Genomic DNA, 25,401 nt, shown 5'->3' on the forward strand with positions numbered 1-25,401 from the left:
CCGGGTTTCGAGGGCCGGCCTGCGGTTCCGGCTCGTATTCGCTCACCAGATCATCCTCCGGAAACGGGACGAGCCCGCCGCCCGGTTACGGGGCGGCGGGCTCGTCGACGAACCGTGGACGCGTACGTCCACGGCAGACGAATTACGCCTTGTCGTCGGCCTTCTCGTCGGCCGCGGCTTCCTCGGCCGGAGCCTCGGTGGCCTCGGCTTCGGTCTCGTCGGCCTCGGTCTCGGCCTCGGGGGCCTGCTCCTCGGCCTTCTTCGACGCGGCCACCCGGCGGGCGCGATCGGCCTCGTTGGTCACGGTCTTCTCCCGGACCAGCTCGATGATCGCCATGGGGGCGTTGTCACCCTTACGCGGCAGCGTCTTGATGATCCGGGTGTAGCCGCCTTCGCGGCCTTCGAACGACGGGCCGATCTCGGCGAAGAGATCGTGCACGACGTCCTTGTTCCGGATCACCTTGAGCACCTCGCGGCGGTCGGCCAGGGTTCCGGCCTTGGCCTTGGTGACCAGTTTCTCGGCGTAGGGGCGCAGCGCCTTGGCCTTGGCCTCGGTGGTCGTGATCCGACCGTGCTCGAAGAGCGCCGTGGCCAGATTGGCGAAGATCGCCTTCTGGTGCGACGCCGACCCGCCGAAGCGAGCACCCTTCTTGGGCTTGGGCATTGTAGGTTCTCCTTGATTAAGGCCGGTCCGGGGCGCCTACCCCGGAGGCCTAAAGCTGTTCGGTTTCGGCGTAGTCCTGCTCGCCGCCGTTGTCGTCGCTGAAAGTGCCGCTGTCGGACCAGGTGCCGGTGGTGGCGTCGTAGCCGACCACGCTCGACGGGTCGAAGGACGCGGGGCTGTCCTTGAGGGACAGGCCCAGCGCGTGCAGCTTGACCTTGACCTCGTCGATGGACTTCTGGCCGAAGTTGCGGATATCCAGCAGATCCGATTCGGTCCGCGCCACCAGCTCGCCGACGGTGTGCACACCCTCGCGCTTCAGGCAGTTGTAGGAACGGACGGTGAGGTCCAGATCCTCGATCGGCAGCCCGAAGGAGGCGATGTGATCCGCCTCGGCCGGGGAGGGGCCGATCTCGATACCTTCGGCTTCGACGTTCAGTTCACGGGCCAGGCCGAACAATTCGACCAGGGTCTTGCCCGCCGAGGCGAGCGCGTCCCGCGCGCTGATGGAGTTCTTGGTCTCCACGTCGAGGATGAGCCGGTCGAAGTCGGTGCGCTGCTCGACACGGGTGGCCTCGACCTTGTAGGTCACCTTGAGCACCGGCGAGTAGATCGAATCCACCGGGATCCGGCCGATTTCCGCACCGGTCGCCTTGTTCTGGACCGCCGGAACATAACCGCGACCACGCTCGACGACCAGCTCGATCTCGAGCTTGCCCTTGTCGTTCAGGGTGGCGATATGCATATCCGGGTTGTGCACGACCACACCCGACGGCGGCACGATGTCATCGGCGGTGACGGTCCCCGGGCCCTGCTTGCGCAGGTACATGGTGACCGGCTCGTCCTCTTCGGAGGACACGACCAGGCCCTTGAGGTTCAGGATGATGTCGGTGACATCTTCCTTCACACCGGGCACGGTGGTGAACTCGTGCAGAACGCCGTCGATGCGGATGCTGGTCACCGCGGCCCCCGGGATCGAGGACAGCAGGGTGCGCCGCAGCGAGTTACCGAGGGTGTACCCGAAACCCGGCTCGAGGGGTTCGATGGTGAACTTCGAGCGGTTGTCGGCGATGACCTCTTCGGTGAGGGTCGGACGCTGGGAAATCAGCATGGGATCAATCCTCCTGTGTTGGGCGCCCGCTATTTGACGCCTCGTCTAGGGGTTGTGCGGGCCATCCTCTCGACGACCCGCACCAGCGGCACGGTATGAGCGGGTCAGGCCCGAAGGCGGTAGCGCAGCGTCACCACGCAGGGCCCTCGCTCATACCAAATGCACACAGCCGTTACTTCGAGTAGTACTCGACGATCAGCTGTTCCTGCAGCGGCACATCGATCTGGGCGCGCTCCGGCATAGAGTGCACCAGGATCCGCAGCCGGCCCGGGACGACCTGCAGCCAGCCGGGGACCGGACGGTCGCCGACGGTCTCACGGGCGACCTGGAACGGCAGGGTGCCCAGCGACTTCTCCTTGACATCGATGATGTCGTACTGGGTGACCTGGAACGAAGGAACGTTGACCTTCTTGTTGTTCACCAGGAAGTGGCCGTGGCTGACCAGCTGGCGGGCCTGACGACGGGTCCGGGCCAGACCGGCGCGGTACACGACGTTGTCCAGCCGGGTCTCCAGCAGACGCAGCAGGTTGTCACCGGTCTTGCCCTTGAGGCGGTTGGCCTCTTCGTAGTACCGGCGGAACTGCTTTTCCATAACGCCGTAGGAGAAGCGGGCCTTCTGCTTCTCCTGCAGCTGCAGCAGGTATTCGCTCTCCTTGATCCGCGCGCGGCCGTGCTGGCCGGGCGGGTAGGGGCGACGCTCGAAAGCCTGGTCACCGCCGATCAGGTCGACGCGCAGGCGACGCGATTTGCGGGTGATGGGTCCGGTGTAACGGGCCATTGTGCTCTACCTTCCTTCCCGCTTAGACGCGACGCCGCTTGGGCGGACGGCAACCGTTGTGCGGCTGCGGAGTGACATCGGAGATCGTCCCGACCTCCAGGCCGGCGGCCTGCAGCGAACGGATCGCGGTCTCGCGGCCGGACCCGGGGCCCTTGACGAAGACATCGACCTTCTTGACGCCGTTCTCCTGCGCCTTGCGGGCCGCGTTCTCGGCGGCCAGCTGTGCGGCGAACGGGGTCGACTTGCGCGAACCCTTGAACCCGACGTGACCCGAGGACGCCCAGGAGATGACATTGCCCGAGGGGTCGGTGATGGACACGATCGTGTTGTTGAACGTGCTCTTGATATGCGCGTGCCCGTGGGGAACGTTCTTCTTTTCCCTGCGACGCGACTTCTGGCTCTTCTTCGGGCCGGAGGCCCGGGACTTCGGAGGCATCTGTTATCCCCTACTTCTTCTTGCCGGCGACGGTGCGCTTCGGGCCCTTGCGGGTGCGCGCGTTGGTCTTGGTGCGCTGGCCGTGGACCGGGAGGCCACGACGGTGGCGCAGGCCCTGGTAGCAGCCGATCTCGATCTTGCGACGGATATCGGCCTGAACCTCACGGCGGAGGTCACCTTCGACCTTGAGAGACGAGCTCTCGATGTAGTCACGCAGCTGCGTGACCTGCTCATCGGTGAGATCCTTCGAGCGCAGGTCCGGGCTGACGCCCGTGGCCGCCAAGATCTCCTTGGAGCGGGTACGACCGATGCCGAAGATGTAGGTCAGTGCGATCTCCATGCGCTTTTCGCGCGGGAGATCGACGCCCATGAGACGTGCCATCTGGCAGTTCCTTACTGTTGCGGAGGTCTGCTCCCTGTCCGTCCCCTCGTCTGGTGGGGCCCCGGCCTCCGTTCCGGGGGTAGGCACACACACCTTCCGGAGAAAATCCGGAAAAATCCTCAGTGTGCGGCTGGCGCTGGGAGGTCTTCTTTCGTGCCAATCCGAACCGCGTTCGGTGCTCGGCGCCGGTGTCAGCCCTGCCGCTGCTTGTGCCGCAGGTTGTCGCAGATCACCATGACCCGGCCGTTACGCCGGATCACCTTGCACTTCTCGCAGATCTTCTTGACGCTCGGCTGAACCTTCACGTCCGTCCAATCTTTCGTTGCGGTCCACACCGGGGTGTGAACACAGTTGACCCCGGTCGGGCACGACCGGGGAAATCTCGGGTGAGCGAGCCGGGGCTCACTCGTTCACTTGTATCGGTAGACGATCCGACCGCGGGACAGGTCGTACGGTGACAGCTCGACGACGACCCGATCCTCCGGCAGGATGCGGATGTAGTGCTGACGCATCTTGCCGCTGATATGCGCGAGGACCTTGTGCCCGTTCTCGAGCTCGATCCGGAACATCGCATTCGGCAACGGCTCGACAACCCGCCCCTCGACCTCGATGGCCCCGTCTTTCTTCGCCATATCCTCCGCGATCCCGGTTACACTCAACCTGGTCTGATTACCTGGTACTGCCCGGTGCACCCGGCCGAAGCACCGCAGTGGCCGCCGAGGGCGGCTCGCACTGCACAACGCGGATGATCACAACCGATCGCACACGAACAGGCGGCGCTTTGATACACCGCCTGGCCAGCTTACCGGTAGGTGTGCAATCGGGCAAAAAAGGGTATGCCGTGGTCGCGTCGCGAGTCGCGTCGCGCGGCCCCGGGCGAACGCTCCCCGGCGCTGAGTGGAATGGGACTTGTCGCGTAAACTGGCCGCTGTCCGAGGGTCGACCATTCCAGGAGGGGACCGGTGAGCCGCAGCAACGACGGCCTCCCCATGCTGCCGCCATGGCTGGCCGATACCGAGGTCACCGGGGTCGGGCAGACGAATTTCCGCAACTACGAACCCCCACCGGTCGAAAATCTTCCGCAGGACGAGGTCATCCCGGAGACGCCGGAACCGGCGAACGGCTTCTTCAACCGGCGCGGACGCGGCGACGACCGCTCCGATTCCGACGGCGAGAAGAAAAAGGGCAAGGGCTGGTTCCGCAACAAGAACAAGGACGAGCCTTCGCTCGAAGAGCGCGTCGGGGAACTACTGCCGAACAATCACGGCCCGCGCCCGTCGCAGCGCAACAACTGGGCCGAGGGCACCTCGCAGTGGTCGACCCAGCAGGTTCCGCAGGCGCCCGCCGATCCGCATTCCGGCGACCCGGCCCAACAGCCGGATGCCCTGGCGAACCCGGCCCCCTACCAGCAGGCGGGGCCGAGCGCCCCGGCCGAACAGTTCCCGCCGGTCGATCGGCCGGCTGTTCCCGGTCCGCCGAATCAACCGCCGCCTGCACCGGACGGCCGGGTACCGTGGGGTCCGGCCGAGCCGGGACCGCAGTGGTCGCCGGGGCCGGATACGCGGCAGGGCGCGGCCGGTACCGGGCTGCCGCCGGCGCTACCGCACCAGCCGCAGTTCACCGCACCCGCACAGTCCACCGACGCGCCGCCGCAGCCACAGTTCGCGACCCCTGCACCGTCGACCGACGCCCCGTGGCAGCCGCAGTTCACCGCGCCGGCGGAGCCGGCCGATGCTCCGGTGCAGCCGCAGTATCCCGGGCCGGCCCTGCCGAACGGCCGGCCGGACGGTTCCGGGGAGGCCGCGTCCGCCGCGCCGGCTACGGAGCAGCCGAGCCTGCCGACCCGTAACCCCAGCGCACCGGCACCGGAGTTCGAGCGGCTACGCCCGCATCATCCGATCCCCCCACATCCGGCCCGGGACGGTTCGGCCCCTCCGGCAGTTCACGGCGGTGCCGCGGCGACCGGGCCCGATTCCACGGGTGCGGCCGGGCAAACCGGCGGGTCGGGTGCGCCGGATACCGGTGAGCGCGGCTTCCTGCCGCCGCCACCGCCGCTGCCCGACGCGCCGCCGAGCGCGACCGCACCGGATGCCGGCCCGATAGAACAGCAGCCGATCCGGCGCCTGCCCGACCTGCCACCGGCGCCGCCGAACCGGGAACCGGATCCGGTGGCCGGACGCGACGAACCGGCCCCCGTTTCCGATACCGCAGAACCCGGCCGGGAGCGCGAGCTCGCCCCGGACGAAAGCAGCTCGGCTCGGTACACCAGCGGCGCGCATTCGGCGGTCGGTGGTGTCGACCCCATCGCCGACGGTCCCGCACCGGCACCCGAATCGCAGACCGGCGCGTCCGGTCCGGAACACGGCCCGGGCGATCGCTACGACGCGACCACTGCCCACGGGCCCGACAGCGCACCCGACCAGGCAAGGGGCCCGGCGCCGACCAGTGGGCAGTGGCGTGCGCCGGAAAGCGCCCCGGCGAACCCCGTGGCAGGCGCAGCCGAGCAGGCGATAGGGTCCGCAGCGACCGGTGTGGAGCAGTGGCGTGCCCCGGAAAGCGCACCCGCGAACCAGGCCGCAGGCTCGACCGAGCAGGCGATGGGGCCCGCGGCCGCCGGTGCCGCACAGTGGCGTGCCCCGGAGAGCGCACCGTCCGATGGCGCGCCCGGACAGCGGTGGCGGGCGCCCGAACAACCCACCGCGTGGCAATCGGGTCCGCAGCATGCCGCTCCGACCTCGACTCCGCCGAATCTCCCGCCGCAGCACGGCGGTCCGGCGGCCGGACATCCCGGTCCCGTCGGCCCATCGAACCAGCCGCCCGCTCAGCAGTGGCAGCAGCCGGTGCCCCCGGCGGTGCCCGGGCCGCCACAGCACGGCGGTAGCGGCCCGGCGGGTTGGCAACAGCCGAATCCGCACGCCGGCCCGATGCAGAACCCGCAGCAGCAGTTCGGCGCGCCGGGCCCGCACGGCCCCTCGCTGGAGGATGTCTCGGTGCGGCGGGCCAAGAAACCGGCCGGGAGCGGCTGGCGCAAAGTGGTGCACCACGCGTCCGGCGGCAAGATCAACCCGGGGATGTCCGCCGAGGAACGGCGGATGCTGGAACTGGTGGCGCGGATCCGCCAGCCCGTCCGCGGCGATTACCGCATCGCGGTGCTCTCGCTGAAGGGCGGGGTCGGTAAGACCACCACCACCATCGGCCTGGGGTCCACTTTCGCCTCCATCCGCGGCGACCGCGTGATCGCCGTCGATGCCAACCCCGACTTCGGCACGCTGTCGCAGCGGGTGCCGCTGCAGACCCGGTCCACGGTCCGTGATCTGCTGCTCGACCCGGCGATCCAGCGGTATTCGGATGTGCGCCGGCATACCTCGCAGGCCACCAGCCGCCTCGAGGTGCTGGCCAGCGAACGCGATCCGGCCGCCTCGGAAGCGTTCAACGAGGACGAGTACCGCGCGGTCGCCCGGATCCTGCAGCGCTTCTACAACATCATCCTCACCGACTGTGGTACCGGCCTGATGCATTCGGCGATGGCGGGTGTCCTGCAGCTGGCGCATTCCCTGGTACTGATCTCGCCGACCGCGATCGACGGTGCGCAGAGCGCCTCGGCCACGTTGGACTGGCTGTCGCTGCACGGCTACCACCATCTGGTGCAGAACGCGGTGGTCGTGATCAATTCACCGCGCGACGGCACCCCGAACATCGACGTACAGCAGCTGCGGCAGTACTTCCTGTCGCGCTGCCGGGCCGTGCACATGATCCCGTTCGACCCGCATATGTCCGAGGGCGCCGAAATCGATCTGCCGCGGCTGAAGAAGGAAACCAAGCGCGCGTACGTAGAACTCGCGGCGACGGTTGCCGACGATTTCGGCCGGAGCTACCACCTGCAACACGGCGGCTGAAACCGGTCCGCGCGGCATATTCGCGCCGCACTCGCGAACCGCGTTGACCGGTTGGAACACCGCGCGGCCGCACCCATACCGACGCCATGGCTGTCGGGGACCAGCACAAGGCCGGGCGGCCCGGTCGGATACTCGGGCGGCGTGATTTCCGTCGGCGTCCGGTTCGCGGTGGTCGAGCCCTTATTTCGGCGGCGCTCCTGTTCGCGGGAAGTTTCGCGCCCGGAGGCGGCCGCTACCGGCCGGCGGATCCGCGCGGACGTGCCCCCCGCCCGCCGAAACCCGCAGTGGATACGGGCCGCCGGTACCCAAGGCAGCTACCGGGCGCCGGGCGGGCTGCCACCGAGTCCGCCCGGCAGCACGACACCGAAAGGCTCGGCTATCGCCGGGGGTGATCGCCGCGCCGGTGCGGGGTGCTCACCATTCGGGCAGACGGCGCCGACCGGCCAGCACGTCGCCCACGAGGGCGTCGTAGGCGTCGGCGAGTTCGGCCAGATGGTGCCAGGCGCCGTGCAGCAGTTCATCGTCGGCGTCGAGGGTCATCAACGCGTGATGTGCGCGGACCGCCGATTCCGCGAGCCTGTCGATGATCGCGCCGATGGTCTCGGTGTGCAGGGTGACCCCCAGCCGATGCTGCGGGACGTTGCGCCCTACCCAATCGTCGATCGCCAGCACCAATTCCATCCGGCGCCGGTCGATCTCGACCAACCGGTCGGGGTCGGTGACGATCGACCCGCCGCGCCCCACGAGTCTGCGCTCGTGCAGGACGGCGAGATCGCGGGCGTACCAGAGCAACTGCCCACCGACCACCCGGTGGCCGCGCGCGGCCCGCACCAGTAGGTCGGAATTGGGCAGCGGGCCGGTAGTCCCGTTCTGCGCCAACGCATCAGCGCCACGCTGGGCGCCGGGAAGAGCCATTACGACTGTTGTATCCGAACCTGTCACGGTTGCCTCGCCGTTCATCGCCGCACAACACCGGGTCAGTACGTTGATTACAATAAACCGCGAAAGCGTACTGTCAAGCGATACCGACCCCACCGGACACGAAAAGCGTACACTTCGTTACCTGGAGTCCACCCGAGGAGCACGATGGCGGACGGTCCGACGTATCGACGGATCGCGGACCACCTCCGCGAGGAAATACGAGCAGGTAAGTGGCGGCCCGGGGATCGCCTGCCCAGCCACTCGGAACTGGCCGAGCAGATGCAGGTTTCGCTGACCACCGCTCGTAATGCGATACAGGTCCTGGTCACCGAAAATCTTGTCTATACCGCTACCTCGCGCGGCACCATCGTGCGCAGCCGCGAAGTCCTGGAATCGGTCGTCACCGACCATATCCGCCCCAACCGGCCGCGCGCGGCGCACGATATCTTCTCCGAGATCGCGCGCGCCGCGGGCCGGGTACCGACCAAGGAATTCAGTGCCCGGATGGAACCGGCGGATCAACATATCGCCGCACTACTGGGCATCCCCGTGGATTCCTGGGTGCTGGCCCGGACCGTCGTCCAGTTCCTGGACAACGAACCGTGGTCGTGGGAAGTGAGTTTCTATCCACGAGACCTTGCCGAGGCCACCGGGATAGATTCACCGCACGATATCGCCGAGGGCACGACCCGGCGCCTGGCCGACCGCGGATACGCCGAGACGGCACACCGCGATACGCTCGTCGCCCGGCCGGCGAGTGCCGAGGAGGCCGGGGTGCTCGGCGTGGCGATCGGGACCGTACTGCTGGATCATCTTCGGATCGGCGCGAACCACGACCGCGTCACCCGGGTAACTCGCCATCGGTCGATCGCGACCAGTAACCGCATCGCCTACGAACTCGGCGACGCCGCCGGGACCGGTATAATTCGTGCCGCGCTGGAACAGACTGATCGGTCCGGGATATGGTTCTAGCCCATGACCGTCCAGATTCGGCCGGCCGCACTCGATGATCTCCACCTGATCTGTCGGCTGCGGCAACAACGCGCCTCATGGCTCGCCGCCCGCGGCTCCGACCAGTGGTCCACCGAGGCATCCGGACTATCGATCGACTATTTCGCGCGGGTTGTCGACCGGGCCCTGACAGCCGGGGAGACCTGGATCGCCGAGGTGCACGGCGAACCGGCCGGAACCATCACGGTGAACGATCGTGCCGACAAGGAACTGTGGACCGCCGCCGAACTCGCCGATTCGCTGATCGTGCACTATCTCATCGTCGACGTGCGGTATTCCGGCCACGGCGTCGGCCGCCGGTTGCTCGCCCATGCCGCGGCGCTCGCCCGGACACGCGGCCGCAGCTGGGTCCGGCTCGATGCGTGGACCACGAACACAGACCTGCACGCCTATTACCGGCGCGCCGGTTTCCGGCTGGTCCGGATCGCCGGCCCGGACCGCCCGAGCCCGTCGTGCGCGCTGTTCGAACGGCATATCGGCGAATGGCAGACCGATGACGCGTTGGTCGGCGCGCGGCCCGCGGCCTTCCCCATGACATCCTTGACCGAATCACCCGTGGTCCTGCCGGTGCTCGGCTGAACCCAGATCCGGCCGGCGCGCCGCCGCACCGGCCGGACCACGATTCCGCGTTGTTCACCTGGTAAGACGAACGAATTCACAGCGGATCGAGGTGCGCGATATGAACCATCTCGATACCGCGGCTGCGTGATACCAGTACGCCGCGTCCGGGCGGAAGTTTGGTCGGGCGCACATCGCCGACGAGCTTGCCCTCGTCCTTCGACCCACTCATGATCAGCGTTTCCACCGACATATTCTTCATGGTGCCGAGAACCGGGTCGAAAAGCGCCCGCGAGACACCGCCGATACGCCGGGCGACGATGAGGTGCATACCGATATCCCGTGCCTGCGGGAGGAATTCGATGAGCGGCTGGAACGGGTTGGCGCTACCGGCGGCGACCATATCGTAGTCGTCGACCACGATGTAGATCTCGGGCCCGCTCCACCAGCTGCGCTCGCGCAACTGCTGCGGTGTGATATCCGAACCGGGAATACGTTTGGCCAGGTAAGCGGCCACTTCCTTGATCATCGGACCACAGGTCTGCGAGGAGGTCGAATAGCCGGCCAGCTGATCACCCTCGAGCACTCCGAGCATGGTGCGGCGGTAGTCGACCATGATCACGCGCGCCTGCTCGGAGGTGGAATTCTCGGTGATTCCCATGACGATATTGCGCAGCAGGGTGGTCTTGCCGCATTCCACGTCGGCGAAGGCCATGAAATGGGGTTCGGCGTTGAAATCCATGACCAGTGGTTGCAATTCGGATTCCCCGAGGCCGACCACGACCTTGGTGGCACCGGTTTCGATTCCCCGCGCCCGTGCCTGGGCCAGCAGATCGTCGCGCTCGAACCGCAACGGCAGCATCCGGACCTCGGGGGCCCGGCGGTTGGGATAGAGCTGCGCCAGTTCGGTCCGCGCCCGCGTTACGCCTTCGGCGAGACTCGCGGGATCGGAGTCGGAGTCCAGCCGTGGCAGGGCGATGAGCATATGCAGATGCTCCGCGGTCAAACCGCGACCCGGCCGCCCCACCGGCACCTGATGGGCGACCCGGCGCCCCATCTCCGAATCGGTCGGGTCGCCGAGCCGCAATTCGATCCGGGTACCGATCTGGTCCTTGACCACCGGCCGGATCTCCGCCCAGCGCGAGGCACCGATCAGCAGGTGGATACCGAACGAAAGACCCTGTCCCGCAATCGCATGGATCTGCGGTTCCAGCGATTCGAATTCTTCGCGGATCGCCATCCAGCCGTCGATCACCAGGAACACATCGCCGAACGCGTCGTCCGGGAACGGATCGGCGATCCCTTGCTGCAACGCCGCGAATTTGCGGCGCCGGTACTCGGCCATGGACTCGATGCCCTGTTCGGCGAACCGCTCCTCACGCTGGCGCATGAGCGAGGTGAGTTCGGCGATGGTCCGGCGCACCCGGTCACCGTCGAGGCGGCCCGCCACCGAACCGACATGCGGAACCCCGACCAGACCGGCCATACTGCCGCCACCGAAATCCAGGCAGTAGATCTGCACCTGTTCAGGGGTGTGCGTGGCGGCCGTGGCCATGATGATCGACCGCAGGGTGGTCGACTTACCCGACTGCGGACCGCCGACCACCGCGACATTGCCGAGCGCACCGGCCAGGTTGATGGTGAGCACATCGCGGCGCTGCTCGTACGGTTTGTCGATCACCCCGATCGGCATCCACAGCTGACCGTGCCGGTTGACCGGCGAACGCCAGTCCGGGTCGGGCAGCAGCATATCCACCGTCGGCGATTCCTCCAGCGGCGGCAACCAGACCTCGTGCGCGGGCCGGCCGTGCCCGGTGAGCCGTTTGACCACCACGTCGAGCAGCGAATCCGGCACACCCTCGCCCTCGGACACGCCCGCGGCGGCCACCTCCGACGGGGGCGGGGGCAGTTCGAGCAACGGGTTGAACGCGGCAGCGTCCTCCTCGGGCTCGTCGTCGACGGATTCGGCCGTTTCGGGTATCTCGACCGGGGACGCGGTGAACAGGCCGGGCCGTTGCCGCGCGACCGGGCTACCGTCCTCGGTGGCGGTACCCTGCGGGGCCTCGTACGGGCCGGAGACATAGCTGGCGTTGAAACGCAGTGGGTCGGAGGCGTCGCTCTTCAGGTAGCCGGAGCCGGGGACGCTGGGCAGATGGTAGGCGTCGGTGATACCGAGTACCGCCCGGGATTCGTTGGCGGAGAAGGTTCGCAGGCCGATCCGGTAGGACAGATGCGATTCCAGGCCGCGCAGCTTGTTCTCCTCGAGCCGCTGCGAGGCCAGCAGCAGATGGACGTGCAGCGACCGGCCGAGACGGCCGATCATCACGAACAGTTCGGCGAAATCCGGTTTCTGCGAGAGCAGTTCGGAGAACTCGTCGACCACCACGAACAGCGCGGGTAGCGGATCCAGCGGTACGCCGGCGGCGCGAGCCTTCTCGTAGTCGTTGACATTGGCGTAGTTGCCGGCCGAACGCAGCAGCTCCTGGCGGCGGTTCATCTCACCGGCCAGCGCGTCCTTCATCCGGTCGACCAGGGACAACTCGTCTTCCAGATTGGTGATCACCGCCGCGACATGGGGCAGCGGATCCAGGCCCAGGAAGGTCGCGCCGCCCTTGAAGTCGACCAGTACGAGGTTCAGCGCGTCGGGCGAATGCGTGGTTACCAGCGAAAGGACAAGGGTACGAAGGAATTCCGATTTACCGGAGCCGGTGGCGCCGATGCACAGGCCGTGCGGGCCCATACCGTTCTCGGCCGATTCCTTGATATCGATCTCGACCGGTGTCCCGTCGGGAGTGATGCCGATCGGCACCCGCAACCGCTCCCGGGCGGTCCGCGGCCGCCAGACGCGCGCCGGATCGATCTGCGCGGCGTCCGGAATTTTCAACAGGGCCATCAGGCCCGGATCGCTGGTGGTGCCCTCACCCAGGCTCACGATCTGCGCGGCGGTCGCCAAGCGATACCGGGCGAGCGCACGCGAAAAAGCTTCCGCCTCGGCGATACTCACCGAATCCGCGGTGGCGAATCGCTCGATACCCGCGGCGCTCTTCGCCGAGACCTCGCCGTTCGCGCACACCAGCTGCAGGCCGCGGCGGGCCGCCAGCCCACCTTCGGGGGCGGTGAGATCCAGCACGGTCACCGAGTCCAGACCCGATTCGGCGACCAGCCGTTCGTTCCCGCTGACGTAACCGTCGTCGATGACGACCACGATGTGCACCCGGCCCTGGGTGGGTTGCGGGTTGCGCATGAAGCGACCGCGTTCGATCAGCTCCGCCGAGAGCGCGGTCTCCAGTTCGCCGAGGGACTGATACATCATCCGCACCGAACCCATACCGTCGCGCTGGGCCGGATGCTGCAGATGGGGCAGCCATTTCGCCCACGACCAGACGGGCGCGTCGGGATCGCTGCACACGATCGCCACGGACAGATGGTCGGGGCCGTGGAAGCTGGCCAGTTCCATGATCATCGAACGCACCAGGGTGCGTGCTTCGTCGGTATCGCCGCCGATGTTGATGGCGGGGAAGGCGCGCAGTGACACCGCGGTCGGCAACCGGTGCACCACCGAATGGGTCCGCACGAACCGCCGCAACGCCACGGTCGATACCGGTTCCAGATCCTCGAGGGGGCCGGTCTCCGGACGGGCCAGTTTGGTGGCCAGCCGGTGGCTGCCGACACCGACACGCACATGACCGAAATCGGGGTCGTTGGGGCGGCGCTCCCACATCCGGCGGGTCCCCACCAGCGACAGCAGATCCGCGGGCTCGGGATGACTCCAGCCCAGCGATTCGAGCTGTTTACCGCCCGTGCGGCGGACCTCCTTACGGATCTGATCCAGGTACCGGAAGTAGTCCTTGCGTTCCTCGTTCAGCTCGACCGCGCGTTTACCGCCGCCGCCCTTGAAACCCGCCATCATGCCGACCATCGACATGATCATCATCATCGGGAACATCATCATGAAGGGATTGGCCAGCATATTGCGGCCCATCATCGCCATCATGGCGATCATGCCGATCACCGCGATCACCATGACCACGGGCATGATCTTCATCATCAGGGGCGCCGGGATGGCGCGCGGGACCTCCGGGGGCGCCGTCAGCGCGACCTCACCGCCCGGTGCCCGGGGCGGGGCGATACGGGGTCGGCGTACAAAGCCTTCGGTAGCCATGGTTCCTTCTCAGATCGGCAGCCGGTGGTCGATACCGAGCCGTGTCACGGGTCCGATTCCAGGTCGAGTGGGCGGGCCGGCCGGCGGAACGGGTACGCGATCGCCGCGCCGATCGCGAGGGCCGACAGGCAGAGCACCGCACCGATGATCGCGATCGCGCGCTGCCGCGGATCGGGTCCGGGTGGATGGACCGGTGCGGCGACGGGCCTGGCGGCGGCGGCACCCACCGAGACCGGTTCGACCGGCAGTTCGGCGGTGAGCGCGGCCAGCGGATCGATCAGGCCGTGGCCGATCCGGTCGTCCCGGCCGGTGCCCGGACCGTGCGCGGTGCGGGTGATCCGGTCCATCACCTGCTGGGCGGTGAGCTGCGGGAATCGCGACCGCACCAGCGCCGCCAGGCCGGCCACATAGGGCGCGGCGAAACTGGTGCCCTCCACCGAGCGCACGCCCTCGCTGGTCTGCACGCCGTCGACCAGCCCGGTGCCGCCCGGTTTGCTGTCCAGCGAGACGATATTGCGGCCGATCGCGGCCACCTGCACCCACGGCCCGTTCAGCGACAGCTCGGAGACCTGGCCGTTCGGGTCCACCGAACCGACGGCGAGTACATAGGGCGAGAACCAGGCGGGGCTGGCCACCGTGGCCACCGACCCCCAGCCGTTACCGGAGTTCTGGTTCTGGCAGGCGCCGTCGCTCTGCAGGTTCCCGGCGGCGGCGACCACCACCACGTTGCGGTCGTAGGCGTATTTCACCGCGGCACCCAGTGCGCCGTCGGCGGTGTCGAGACCGGCCTGGGTGCAGGCGACTTCGGAGATGTTGATCACCGTGGCACCCATGTCCACGGCGCGGACCACCGCCCCCGCGAGCGTGAGGACGGTGCCGTAGCCCTCGGTGCTGATCCGTCCCGGGGCTTCGCGGTTGTTGTTGTCCTTCTTCTCGTAGGCCAGGCTCAGCTGGCGGATGCTGAGGATCTCCGCGTCGGGTGCGACACCGACGAAGGCGTCGCCGGGGCTGGGCTGGGCGCCGATGATCCCGGCCACCAGGGTGCCGTGCCCGTCGCAGTCGACGGTGCCGTCGGTATCGGAGACGTAATCGCCGCCCGGCTGCAGCCTGGGCAGCCGGGGGTGCCGGTTCACCCCGGTATCGATCACCGCCACCTTCTGCCCGGCGCCCCGGCTGAACTGCCAGGCCGCGGGGAGATTCAGCACCTGCTGGGAGATCGGCGGCGCGCTCGGCGGCGCGCCGGTGAGCAGGGGTTCGGCGCAGACCGCGCTCTGCTCGGTGGGTTCCAGCGGGGCGGGCCGGCCGCTGATCGCCTGCGCCGCGCCCAGCGCACCCGGGTCGATCACGGGCTGCGGGATCGCCGCGGCGTACGAGCCGGGCAGTGCCACCGCCGCACCGAATACGGTGAGGGCACAGGCCAGGCGCAGCAGCCGGCGCGCCGGACGAGCACTCATAGGCTCAGGTTCCTGGCCATACCGTAGATTCCCATCATCCACAGCACCAGCGGGATGACCGCCATGATCAGGCCGTATTCGAAGAGTTCGATCGCGCGCCGCACCACCGGGGTGACCTCGATATGCGGGCCGATCACCCCGAACCCGACCACCCCGAGCGTGAACGCCAGCAGGATCGCCGCGCAGAGCAGGATGAGATCGCTTTCCCCGAAGGCCAATCCGACGATCAACGCCACGAAGGTGACGCAGGCACCGCCGATCAGGATGGCCGCCTGGGTGATATCGGCGAACGACCGGCCCCGCAACGCCAGGATGATCGCGGTGATCACCGCGAGCGTGATGCCCTGCCACCGGTACGGGCCGAGCGGATCGGCGACCCCGAATGCCCCGATCACCGTACTCGCGGTACAGGCGGCGATGAGGCCCGTCTGGAACCGGTTGGCCGCCCGCGCCCGCTCACCGAGCCCCGCCGCCGAGGGCAGTGCGGTGGCGCCGATCGCGCCGATACCCTCGATCGTCGGCCGTGGTTCGTGATCGGCCGGGTCGATCGCCGCGCCCGCCGTCGGCACCGGCGGAATCGGCAGCCGGGCCAGCAGCGCCGCCAGCCGCGGCACCATGGACAGGATCATGATTCCGGCGACCAGCAGTCCGGCGCCGACCTTCGGCAGACCGGGATGCCAGATGAGATAGATCACCGAGGTGACCAGCGCGATCACCGCAACGGCCGCGGCACAGGAGAACAGCGTGGCGCCGACCCCGGTGACCCGGTAGCCCAATATCGCCGCCACCAGCAGCACCGAGCTACCCAGCAGCAGATGCGGCGCGCCCAGGGTGCCCGGGACCACCAGCGCGGCACCGCCGAACAACAGCAGCAGTCCATCGGCCGACAACCACGACCCCGTGATCTCGTCGCCGTACTTGCGCGCCGTGATCCCCGCCGCCACCAGCGCGCCCAGGCCGGCGCCGAGCAACACCAGGCCCGGCGCCAGCGGATCTTCTCCGCTACCGCGCGAAACGACCAGCACGGCCAGCGTGGTGAGCACCGTGAGCGCCGAGACGACCAGACCCATCCAGCGCGCCGAAGCACCGGACCAGCCGGTGAATTCCTCCGCGGTGAGCCGCGATACCGCATCGATCACATCGTCGAACAGCGCCGGTGCTTCCTTCGCGCCGACCGACCGCAAGACCAGCAGTTCACCGTCGTAGACCTCGGCCTCGGTGAGCGTGCGACTCGGGGCGATCGCCTCCCGTCCCAGCCGGGCCAGGGTCCAGTGCTGGGCGTCGAGCGGGCCCGTATCGTCCTCGGAATCCGGCAGACTCGGATTGCGCGATTCGATCAGCGCCACCAGATCGCCGATGAAGCTCGCGATCGGCACGGTCGCGGGCAGGCCCACATCCACCTGAGTGTTGCCGCCGATGACCGAAACCCGGCTCAGTTCCGGTTCTTGCGCGCGGGTGCCGCTCGGCGTTTCGACCACTGTACTCATCTCCCCACCCACGTCCCGATCAACAATTCACGCCTCGGCCGTCGACAATTCATATTCCCGCCATCCGTAATTCGTTGCCGACCGCTGCCGCGACACGGAACCCGGTCTGTATCAGCATCTTCGGCAATTGTCGAGCACTCTCAGCTGGATGGTCTGGCGTTGCGTCCTCCCGGCAACTGAACCTAATGTAACGGAGCACCGAGGCGCGCGCGATCGGTAGTCTGGTATCCAGATAATCGTTCTCTTTACGCCTATACAAGAATTCGGGGAGCGCCTGCAATGACCGGCAACCGCCAAGCTCAACGCGCATTCGACGCCGGGGTTCTGTCGCTCGGATTGTCCATCGAGGGCCAGGAGTCGGCCCGCGACCTCGAGTACGCCAAGCTCGCGTTCCAGCGCGCCACCGAATGGGATCCGGGCATGTGCGATGCCTGGCTGGGCCGGGCGGCCGCCGGGGAACTCACCAAAGAGGTGCTGTTCAACCTGTACAAGACCTGCGACGACACGCTGTACCGAGAACAGCGGCGGGTCGGGCTGCGGCCGCGCGAACTCGCCGGCCGCTTCCAGCCGGGTCTCTACATCGACTATCCGCTCGCCGGCCGCACCGAGATCGCGCTGGCCTGGGCCGCGCAACTGATCGCGGACAAGGATTACGACGAAGGTGAGCGTGTTCTCGACCAGCTCGACCAGTACCGCAAGGGTCTGCGCGACAGTCCGGAACGGGTGGCCGACGACCGGATCTCCGCCTATGTGCGCGGCGTCCTGCACTACACGACGCAGCGCTGGCCCGATGTGATGACGGTGCTGGCCGGTTCGGCCGAATGGGACGACCCGTATCTCGCCGCGGGCGCCCACGTCATGGTCGGCACGGCGTGTGCCCAGCTGGGCCTGTTCGCCGAATCGATCCGCCGGATGCAGGCCGCCGAGCAGGGGCCGATCCCCGCGGCCCGCTCCACCGCCATGTTCTGCCGCGGCCTGTGCCTGCGCGAGATCGGCAACGAGGAGGAGGCGCAGGGACTGTTCGAGAAGGTGTACTCGCAGGCACCGGATTTCGAGGCCAACGCCTCGGCCATGCGCGACCGCACCTTCCGGATCACCGTCACCAACCGCGAGGTCATCGCCGCCCGCACCGACAAATGGGATCCTTCCTCGTCACCGACGATGGAACAGATGAACCGGGCCGAGGTGCAGGACCGGGCCAAGGAAACGCTGGCCGAGGCCCGCGCCGAACTCGACTCCCAGATCGGCCTCGCCTCGGTGAAAACGCAGGTGGCCAAACTACAGTCGACAGCCCAGCTGGCGAAGATCCGCGCCGAGAAGGGTATGGCCAGCGTGCCGCGCGGCCAGCACCTGGCGTTCACGGGTCCGCCCGGTACCGGTAAGACCACCATCGCCCGGGTGGTCGCCAAGATCTACTGCGGGCTCGGCCTGTTGCAGACCGAGAAGATGGTCGAGGCCAAACGCGCCGATTTCGTCGGCGAACATCTGGGCAGCACGGCGATCAAAACCAACAAGCTGATCGACAGCGCCATGGACGGTGTGCTGTTCATCGACGAGGCCTACACACTGATCCAGACGGGTCTGTCGGGTGGTGACGCATTCGGCCGCGAGGCGGTGGATACGCTGCTGGCCCGGATGGAGAACGATCGCGACCGCTTGGTGGTGATCATCGCCGGATACGACGGTGAGATCGACCGCCTGCTGGCGGCCAACGACGGTCTGGCCTCGCGTTTCGCCAAACGCCTGCAGTTCCCGTCCTACAACGCGACCGAACTCGGACAGATCGGTGAGGTGATCGCGAAGAAACGCGATTCGGACCTGTCGGAGGAAGCGTTGAAGGTGCTGATCCGCGCCTGCGACCGGCTGTATGCGATGGAGAGCACCGACCAGAGCGGGCAGCCGCGGCGCGGGGTGGACCTCGCGGGTAACGGCCGTTTCATCCGTAATGTGATCGAGGCGGCCGAGGAGGAGCGCGAATTCCGCCTGGCCAACGACGAATCCCTCGATCTCACCGAGGTCGACGAGGCGGTGCTGCGGCGGATCGAAGAACCGGATATGCGGCTCGCGCTCGGCACCATCCTGGCCTCGCTGAATATCGGCTGGACCGACCCCGACTGAACGGCTCCACCGCATCCGGTCGCGAGTGAGCGCGGATCGTGTCGATCCGGGTTCGGGCGCCCGATGCCCGCGGGGCCGCAACAGCAGAGGCCGTCGTGAACCCAGCATCCCAGCCGAATCCCTCCGCGCCGGTTCGCGCGCTGACCGTGCCGGAACACGAGTAGCGCATCCCGCTCGGTCGGCGGGGGCAGCGCATCGTTCGGTCGGCGCCGGTGCATACCTGCGCGCTCCAGTTTTGCTCCGGTGGCGTTTCGTTCCGCCGGAAGGCACCGACCTCGTCATCCGCGCACAGGGCCGTGCGGGCCTATCCAGCACCCTGTTCACCAGTGACCCGCGCCCGGGCCCACCGCGGACGGGGCTCAGCCCTCGGTCAGTGCGTCGTGACTCACGAGGGCTTCCCGGGGATCCAGGGTGGGGCCGGGGACGAGCTGGCCGATGATGGCCCAGGGGGCCAGATGCGGGGTGTTGCCCAGACCGAGCACATTCGCGATGGCCGGATCGGGGACGCCGTAGCGGATTCCGTTGTCGGCGATGTAGAACAGGCTGCCACGCCGCGGACTGCCCGGTTCCATCCCGGTGATCTGCACGAACTCGCCGTGGGCGGGTTCGACATACACCTCGTCCACGCGGTCGCCGCTGCTGTCCGCGGTCGCCAGCCGCACCGGTTTCGCCGATTCCGCGATCGGCAGCCGGGTCCCGATCAGCAGACCCACCGAGGCCCGCTCCCCCGGGCCGTCCGTGGCACCCTGTTCCACCGGCGCCGTCCCCGGTGATTTCGCCCAGGCGATGCAGGTCACCGGGCCGTCCTCGGCCTCGACGATCTCCGGGATCTCGACCGGGAACTCCTCGACCGGCAGCCGGTGCACCACCGGCACCTCGTCCAGTACATCGGGCGGCATCACCGCGACCTCGCTCATCCCCTGCGAATCCGCGTACCGGATCACCTGGGCGGCGAAGGGCGATACCGGCTGAACCCCGTCGGCGAGCACGACATACATCTCCGGACCGGCATTGCCACCGACGCCGGTGACGGAGATGATCCCGCCGATCGGCACCTCGGCCAGCGGGCCGGGGCCGGGCTCACCCGCCCGGTCGATGGCCGGCGCCCGCAGCGGCGGCACCTGGGTGGTGGCGCCGAGGAAACCGGTGCCGACCGGCCGCGGCCGATGCGCCGGCAGGTCGAGGGCACGGGCGAGCACCGTATCGTTCGGGTCCACCTCGGCGCGTTTACCGTCGTAGACGAGATAGGTTTTGTCGTCGCGGGTCACCAGCAGCGTCTCGACGGGCGCGGCGGCGCGGATGCGGTCGGTGAGCCGGGGCGCGCCGGAGACGACCGTCGTGGTCGCCCCCACGGCCGAGGCGGCACTGCCACCCGCGGACAGTTCGATGCTCTCGCACAGCGACCAGTGCGAATCACCGTCCTGCGCGGAACCGGGAAGCGCGGCCGGGGCGCCGGGGATACCGAGCAGCGGGCCACGCGGCAGCGTGCCCAGTTTGTCGTCCTTGACCGCATGCGGTTCGGCATTGGTTCCGGTGATCAACCGCGCCGACGCCAGATTCAGCACGGGATGCAGGGTTTGGCTACCGTCTTCCTTCTTCACGACCACATACAGCGCACCGCTGGACTTACCGGAGACGATGACAGCGTCACCGATCGCGCCCTGCGGGCGGAGGAACGCCAGGATGGCCGCGCCGGCGGTGACGAGGATGCCGAGCACCAAACCGACCAGCAGCGAACGGATCTGCGAGCGCATGGGGTCGTGCAGCATGCGCACATCTCGGCGGACCAGCGCGTGGTCGAGCCGGCGTAGCAGGAAACGGTACCCGTTCACCTGGGCACGGGTAGTCAGCTGTGCTGGCACTCGGGACTCCATCGCGCTGTCGACCGCAATCTCTGCCGACACGGTACCGTAATTCACGACCGTTACGTCGGCCCATATCGGTGAAATCACGGACAGCGCACCGAGAAGCGAATGCAGCCGAGGCAGGAACAAAACAACTGTGAACGACACGATGAACACCGGGGAACCGGCACCGGCAATTCCCGACCAACCGGTTTCTCAAAGTTCGGTAAATATTCGCCGGTCGGCCTACGACACTTTGCGGGACCCGGAATTCTGGTTGTTCCGTATTTTCCCGCTCCGAATAGTTGTTCCCGGCGTTCTGGCCGCCGCGGCGGTCGCGTGGATCGTGCTGGCGTTCAGCGGTTCGGTCTGGTACTCGCTCGGCGCCGGAGTCGCGGCCGGTCTCCTCGGACTCGCGCCCATCGGCGGCCGGACGCTGGTCGCGCGGATCGCCGGAGTGCTCGCCCGGCGCGGGAGCATCCCGGCCGAACGGCTGGAACAGGCCGCCGCCTTCGACGTCCCGCTACCCGAAGGCGGCGGCTACGGGGTGCGCTGGGACGGTGATCTGCTGCTGACCATGCTGCGGATCGATCCGCCGCCGGACACCCTGACCCTGCTACGGCCCGGCGCGCTGAACACCGAGCAACTACTGCCGCTGCCCGAGATCGCACGCTGCCTGGACCAATTCGACCTGACACTGGCCAGTATCGACGTGGTGAGCACCGGCGCCCGCACCGCGGGCACCGGTGTCGCCGCCCATCTCTACGACCGGATCATCGGCCCGCTGCCGGCGATCGCGCACCGCACCTGCTGGCTGGTGCTGCGGCTGGACCCGCTGGCCAATGCCGAAGCCGTGGACAATCGCGGGGGCGGCGGCACCGGCGCGCTGCGGGCGGCCATCATCGCGACCCGCCGGGTCGCGAACCGGCTGGCGGCGCACGATATCGCCGCCTCGGTGCTGACCGCGACGGAGCTGAACACCGCGGTCCGCGAACTCACCCACGGTTTCGCGGTGAACATGATCACCGAAGAGCCGAAATGGCTGGAGTCCCAAGGCCGGTACCTGGCGCAGTACCAGATCAGCGCCGATATGGTGGGCCCGCGCGGACTGGCCGATATCTGGGCCGTGCCCAGCCTGTCGACCACTGTGACACTGCGACTGCGCCCCGGGATCAACCGCAACGATCCGCATACCGAACTCGCCGATACCGTGGTGCTCAACGCCGTGGTCCGGTTCGACACGGTGGAACCACCCGAACGGCCCCCGCTCGACGGTTTGCGCGAACTGTACGGAAACCAGCTGCGGATCCTGCTCGATACGCTGCCGGTCGGCTACACCGGGCGCTGGGGCCGGGATGTGGCCTACCGCGGAACACTGGCCGCGCTCAGCGAATTCACCGTTCCCACCGCCGGCTGCGGGCAGCTCATCGGCGCCGACGATCTGGGTCAGGGTATCGCGGTACCGCTGATCGGTGAAGGCACCCGCCAGCTCGAGGTGATCGGCACCCTGGACCTGGCCCAGCAGGTGATCCTGCGCGCCACCGCACTCGGCGCGCACGCCATCGTGCACACCGCGCGCCCGGAGGCCTGGCAGACGATGGTGCGCAACCTCGACACCCCGCAGCTGCTCACCATCGCGCCCCGCGCCGCGGGCGCCAGCTACCACCCGCCCGGGCCGCCCCCGCTGCCGACCGCGCCCTATCCGAGCACCACGCTGCTGGTCTTCGACGGTGTGCCGCCGGTTTCGCATGCCGGTGGAGCCACCATCGTGCACGTCCGGCAGCCGCACGAACCGCCGGGCTCGATCGACGCGGATGTCTCGCTGGTGCAGGACCCGGCGACACCCAACCGCATCACGGTGCGCACTCCGGCGGTGACCACCACGGTGAACATGGTGACCACCCGCGAAGAGATGCACTACATCGGGGAATCACTGGCCGCCCGCTGATCCTGAACCCGGCCCCGGCACACGAAACGGCCGGCTGGATCCTCATCCGATCCAGCCGGCCGTTCTCGTGCGGTGCGACAGTGCCGATCAGCCGAAGGCAGCGAACCCGTCGCCGATCTTCTTATCGGTCTCCAGCGCGCGCTGCAGCGCGTTCTCGACCGCGATCGCGAGCTGATCGAGCTTGTGCAGGGTGTCCTCCAGTTCGGTGTTCACCGACTGGTGGGCGGTCTGGAAGCCCTCCTGCGCGCCCTGGCTGGCCATGGCCTGCAGGAAGTTGTCCTTGGCGGTGGCCAGGGCCTCGATCTCACCCTGGATCTTGCTGCCCTCGGTCTTCAGCGAGTCGAACAGCGCCTCCATGGTGGGGCGGTCGTACAAAATATCGCTCATGTTCCCAATTCCTTCTCAGTCGAGCAGATGGATGAAAGTGCTACCGGTGCAGGATCAGAGGCTGGTGTAGCCGCCGCCGGGGATGAAGGCGTCCTCATCCATGCCCAGGATGGTCTGGGTGGCATCCTCGGTGGCCTTGGTCAGCTCGTCCAGCTTCTGGTTCAGGCGGTCGGACTCGTCGCTCCACGCCTGCGAGGTGGTGACGAACGACGCGTTGGCATCGCCCTTCCAGCCCGCGCGGGCCGCATCGCTGGCCGAATCGACGGCCTTCACCGACAGCCGCAGGTTCTCGATGGCCTGGTACATCTCGCCGGTGGCCTTCTTGACCAATTCGAGATCGAGATCAACACCCTGAGTCGTCATTACGGGGTTCCTTTCGTGAGGTTGTGTTGCTGCGAGATCGACAGATCTCGTGCTGACAAGAACGGTGCAGTCGTCACCACGGGAACTAAGGTGTCAGCCACCTCCCCCCGGGCAGTCCCTCGAGCAACGCGGCAATCGCCTGGGCGACCCGATAGTCGCTGCCCGTTGTAACCGTGGACCAGATCTGTTGATCCGGCGAAACCGTGGGGGCGGCGACGAGCCGCCCGCGTTCGGTGTCGTACACCGCGACCGCCCCGGGGGCGCGGGACGACTGGCCGTCTTCGTGGCTGTAGGCCACGATCTCGGTGCGGGCGTAGCAGGAACCGAACGCCGCACCGAATATCGTGGCGTCCCGGGCCGGGACCCCCGAGGCGTACATGGCGTCGACGAAATCGCCGGTGTTCCCGGCCCGGTCGAGCCGTTCGGCCAGGTCCGCCGCCGGTGCGCTGAACCCGGCGACCTCCGCGGGTTCGCACGGCGCGAGCGCCCCGACTATCGCCCGGGTCAGTTCTTCCGGCGAACCGTCGCACCACCACAGTCCGATATCGAAATCGTCCCCGTTGCGCACGGCCACGGCGTGCTGCCCGTTCCGATACGCCACACAGACCCGGACGACGCCGTCCGGCGAGTAGTGCCGGGCGACCAGTTCGCGATCCGGCTGCGCCAGCACGGAAAGCGCACCGGCCAAACCCATCTCGACATCGCCGTCCGGGTCGAAGATCCCCGCCGCATCGAGATCGGCGATGGCCCGCTCCCGGGCCGCGACCCACTCGTCGTAGGAATCCTGCTGCGGGCCCACCGACAGCACCAGCGGCAAAGTCTGCACACCGAGCCGTTCGGCAACAGCCAGCAGAGCATCGTTGGTCAGTGTCGTCATACTCGATCACCCACCCGAGTTCGCGGTCGTCCGGGCTCCGGGCGGAGCTGCCGCCGCTTCCACACCGCCCAGCACTGCCGGTGCGGCCTGGATTTCGCCGACCCCCGCGATCTGTTCGTCGTCGCCGGGCAGGGCGGCCCGGGGAAAACGGGACGAGGAGGATTCCTGCGATCCGCCGCCACCCGCGGCGCCCATCATCCCGGGCGCGATCGGGGCACGCGAAGCGGAACTCGTGTTGTTCGAGCCGGCCGACTGCGGCAGCACTTCCTGCACCGACGTGGATTTCGCGTAAGCGGGGGCGGTGTAGGCCGACAGTGTCCGCGCCGTGGCCGGAACGGACATACCGGCCGGCATCGGACCCAAGCCGCCCCCGACCGGGCCGGTTTTCGCCGACGGTGTTTCGGGTGGCTTCGGCGGCGCCTTCTCCGCGGCGAGGGCCGTCTCGGGTGCGATCACCGGTGGCTGCGTCTGCTGCCACGAGAAAGCCAGTGGCTCGGTGGCCTTCTCGTAGTTCTCCATCACCCGGCTGGCCACCGCCTTGGCCATATCCGAATCCTTGTCGGCGTCGGCGGCGACCGCCTTGATCGCGGCACCCATCGAGCCGTCCATCGATTCCAGCACCTGCTGGATCTGCTGGATCTGCTCGATATCGGTGATCGCCGGCATGGCCAGCCGGGCCACTTCATAGGCGGCGACCTGTACCTGGAACCGCGCCGCATTCGCGGTCGCCGCACCGGTGGCCTCGACGAGCCAATCGCGGAGCATCGTAATCCGTTGCAGGACTACGTTACTGCGGTCCGAACCCCAGGCCCCGCGAATCTCACCGACCACCTTCTCGTATTCCACCACGGCCGCGCCGAACGAGGCGGCCAACCGGGCCCATGCCTGCGCGGCTTCGGCCATCGGGACCCCGCCCGGGCCGGTGGTGAGATCACGGGCCAGCCGGTCGGCCGGCCGTGCGGGCCAGACCACTCCGGTGAAGCCGGGTTGCGGTGGTTCGATCATCG

General features: G+C 68.0%; 21 protein-coding genes. 5 read left to right on the top strand and 16 right to left on the bottom strand.

Annotated features, from left to right (window positions below; genetic code table 11):
• Positions 1-142: 142 nt before the first annotated feature.
• From rplQ to infA, 7 genes are all read right to left on the bottom strand, one after another.
• The gene (gene rplQ / locus ACQEVO_RS26285; RefSeq protein ID WP_432918383.1) at positions 143-664 is read right to left on the bottom strand and encodes a 50S ribosomal protein L17; all 522 of its coding nucleotides are present in this window, start codon (positions 662-664) and stop codon (positions 143-145) included.
• Positions 665-713: 49 nt separating this feature from the next.
• Entirely contained in the window at positions 714-1,772 is a 1,059-nt protein-coding gene (locus ACQEVO_RS26290; RefSeq protein WP_195055326.1) for a DNA-directed RNA polymerase subunit alpha, read from the bottom strand.
• Between the two features lie 172 nt (positions 1,773-1,944).
• Positions 1,945-2,550 carry a 30S ribosomal protein S4 gene (gene rpsD, locus ACQEVO_RS26295; RefSeq protein ID WP_280423790.1) on the bottom strand — a complete coding sequence of 202 codons (606 nt, stop codon included), beginning with the start codon at positions 2,548-2,550 and terminating at the stop codon, positions 1,945-1,947.
• A gap of 22 nt (positions 2,551-2,572) precedes the next feature.
• Positions 2,573-2,986: a 30S ribosomal protein S11 gene (gene rpsK, locus ACQEVO_RS26300; protein ID WP_030522613.1), complete on the bottom strand. Its 414-nt coding sequence runs from the start codon at positions 2,984-2,986 to the stop codon at positions 2,573-2,575.
• A 10-nt stretch (positions 2,987-2,996) separates the two neighbouring features.
• Complete coding sequence (gene rpsM / locus ACQEVO_RS26305) at positions 2,997-3,368, bottom strand: 30S ribosomal protein S13 (RefSeq protein ID WP_280397250.1); 372 nt, start codon at positions 3,366-3,368, stop codon at positions 2,997-2,999.
• Positions 3,369-3,559: 191 nt separating this feature from the next.
• A complete protein-coding gene (rpmJ, locus tag ACQEVO_RS26310; protein ID WP_025347279.1) occupies positions 3,560-3,673 on the bottom strand; it encodes a 50S ribosomal protein L36 in 114 nt (37 codons plus the stop codon).
• Positions 3,674-3,778: 105 nt separating this feature from the next.
• Entirely contained in the window at positions 3,779-4,000 is a 222-nt protein-coding gene (infA, locus tag ACQEVO_RS26315; protein ID WP_003418601.1) for a translation initiation factor IF-1, read from the bottom strand.
• A 330-nt stretch (positions 4,001-4,330) separates the two neighbouring features.
• Here infA and ACQEVO_RS26320 point away from each other — a divergent pair, with 330 nt between their 5' ends.
• Entirely contained in the window at positions 4,331-7,264 is a 2,934-nt protein-coding gene (locus ACQEVO_RS26320; RefSeq protein ID WP_432918396.1) for an AAA family ATPase, read from the top strand.
• A gap of 414 nt (positions 7,265-7,678) precedes the next feature.
• Here ACQEVO_RS26320 and ACQEVO_RS26325 read toward each other — a convergent pair whose 3' ends face one another.
• A complete protein-coding gene (locus ACQEVO_RS26325) occupies positions 7,679-8,179 on the bottom strand; it encodes a DUF4254 domain-containing protein (RefSeq protein ID WP_432918399.1) in 501 nt (166 codons plus the stop codon).
• 171 nt (positions 8,180-8,350) lie between these two features.
• Here ACQEVO_RS26325 and ACQEVO_RS26330 point away from each other — a divergent pair, with 171 nt between their 5' ends.
• Together ACQEVO_RS26330 and ACQEVO_RS26335 are read left to right on the top strand one after the other, a co-directional pair.
• Entirely contained in the window at positions 8,351-9,157 is an 807-nt protein-coding gene (locus ACQEVO_RS26330; RefSeq protein ID WP_432918402.1) for a GntR family transcriptional regulator, read from the top strand.
• Positions 9,158-9,160: 3 nt separating this feature from the next.
• The gene (locus tag ACQEVO_RS26335; protein WP_432918405.1) at positions 9,161-9,775 is read left to right on the top strand and encodes a GNAT family N-acetyltransferase; all 615 of its coding nucleotides are present in this window, start codon (positions 9,161-9,163) and stop codon (positions 9,773-9,775) included.
• A gap of 76 nt (positions 9,776-9,851) precedes the next feature.
• Here ACQEVO_RS26335 and eccCa read toward each other — a convergent pair whose 3' ends face one another.
• From eccCa to eccD, 3 genes are read right to left on the bottom strand one after another with little or no spacing between them, the layout of a single operon-like run.
• The gene (eccCa, locus tag ACQEVO_RS26340; protein ID WP_432918408.1) at positions 9,852-13,916 is read right to left on the bottom strand and encodes a type VII secretion protein EccCa; all 4,065 of its coding nucleotides are present in this window, start codon (positions 13,914-13,916) and stop codon (positions 9,852-9,854) included.
• A gap of 44 nt (positions 13,917-13,960) precedes the next feature.
• Positions 13,961-15,370, bottom strand: coding sequence for a type VII secretion-associated serine protease mycosin (mycP, locus tag ACQEVO_RS26345; protein WP_432918411.1), 1,410 nt, complete (start codon positions 15,368-15,370; stop codon positions 13,961-13,963).
• Positions 15,367-16,857: a type VII secretion integral membrane protein EccD gene (eccD, locus tag ACQEVO_RS26350; protein ID WP_432918414.1), complete on the bottom strand. Its 1,491-nt coding sequence runs from the start codon at positions 16,855-16,857 to the stop codon at positions 15,367-15,369. Before eccD ends, mycP begins: the two co-directional genes overlap by 4 nt.
• A gap of 279 nt (positions 16,858-17,136) precedes the next feature.
• Here eccD and eccA point away from each other — a divergent pair, with 279 nt between their 5' ends.
• Complete coding sequence (gene eccA, locus ACQEVO_RS26355) at positions 17,137-18,975, top strand: type VII secretion AAA-ATPase EccA (protein ID WP_432918417.1); 1,839 nt, start codon at positions 17,137-17,139, stop codon at positions 18,973-18,975.
• A gap of 359 nt (positions 18,976-19,334) precedes the next feature.
• Here eccA and eccB read toward each other — a convergent pair whose 3' ends face one another.
• Entirely contained in the window at positions 19,335-20,837 is a 1,503-nt protein-coding gene (gene eccB / locus ACQEVO_RS26360; protein WP_432918420.1) for a type VII secretion protein EccB, read from the bottom strand.
• A 139-nt stretch (positions 20,838-20,976) separates the two neighbouring features.
• Between eccB and eccE the strand changes: the two genes are divergently transcribed.
• Positions 20,977-22,767 (top strand): type VII secretion protein EccE, encoded by a 1,791-nt coding sequence (gene eccE / locus ACQEVO_RS26365; RefSeq protein WP_432918423.1) that lies wholly within the window; start codon positions 20,977-20,979, stop codon positions 22,765-22,767.
• An 87-nt stretch (positions 22,768-22,854) separates the two neighbouring features.
• On the opposite strand, the gene ACQEVO_RS26370 is transcribed toward eccE, so the two are convergent.
• The 4 genes from ACQEVO_RS26370 to ACQEVO_RS26385 form a co-directional block, all read right to left on the bottom strand.
• Positions 22,855-23,154 (bottom strand): type VII secretion protein EsxR, encoded by a 300-nt coding sequence (locus ACQEVO_RS26370; RefSeq protein ID WP_432918425.1) that lies wholly within the window; start codon positions 23,152-23,154, stop codon positions 22,855-22,857.
• 54 nt (positions 23,155-23,208) lie between these two features.
• Positions 23,209-23,517: a WXG100 family type VII secretion target gene (locus ACQEVO_RS26375; protein ID WP_432918428.1), complete on the bottom strand. Its 309-nt coding sequence runs from the start codon at positions 23,515-23,517 to the stop codon at positions 23,209-23,211.
• 85 nt (positions 23,518-23,602) lie between these two features.
• Positions 23,603-24,394, bottom strand: a complete 792-nt coding sequence (locus ACQEVO_RS26380) for an ESX secretion-associated protein EspG (protein ID WP_432918431.1) — start codon at positions 24,392-24,394, stop codon at positions 23,603-23,605.
• Positions 24,395-24,400: 6 nt separating this feature from the next.
• Positions 24,401-25,399 carry a PPE domain-containing protein gene (locus tag ACQEVO_RS26385; protein WP_432918434.1) on the bottom strand — a complete coding sequence of 333 codons (999 nt, stop codon included), beginning with the start codon at positions 25,397-25,399 and terminating at the stop codon, positions 24,401-24,403.
• Positions 25,400-25,401: the final 2 nt, after the last annotated feature.

Origin of the sequence: Nocardia sp. CA-290969 (assembly GCF_050936135.1) — a bacterium.
GTDB lineage: Bacteria > Actinomycetota > Actinomycetes > Mycobacteriales > Mycobacteriaceae > Nocardia.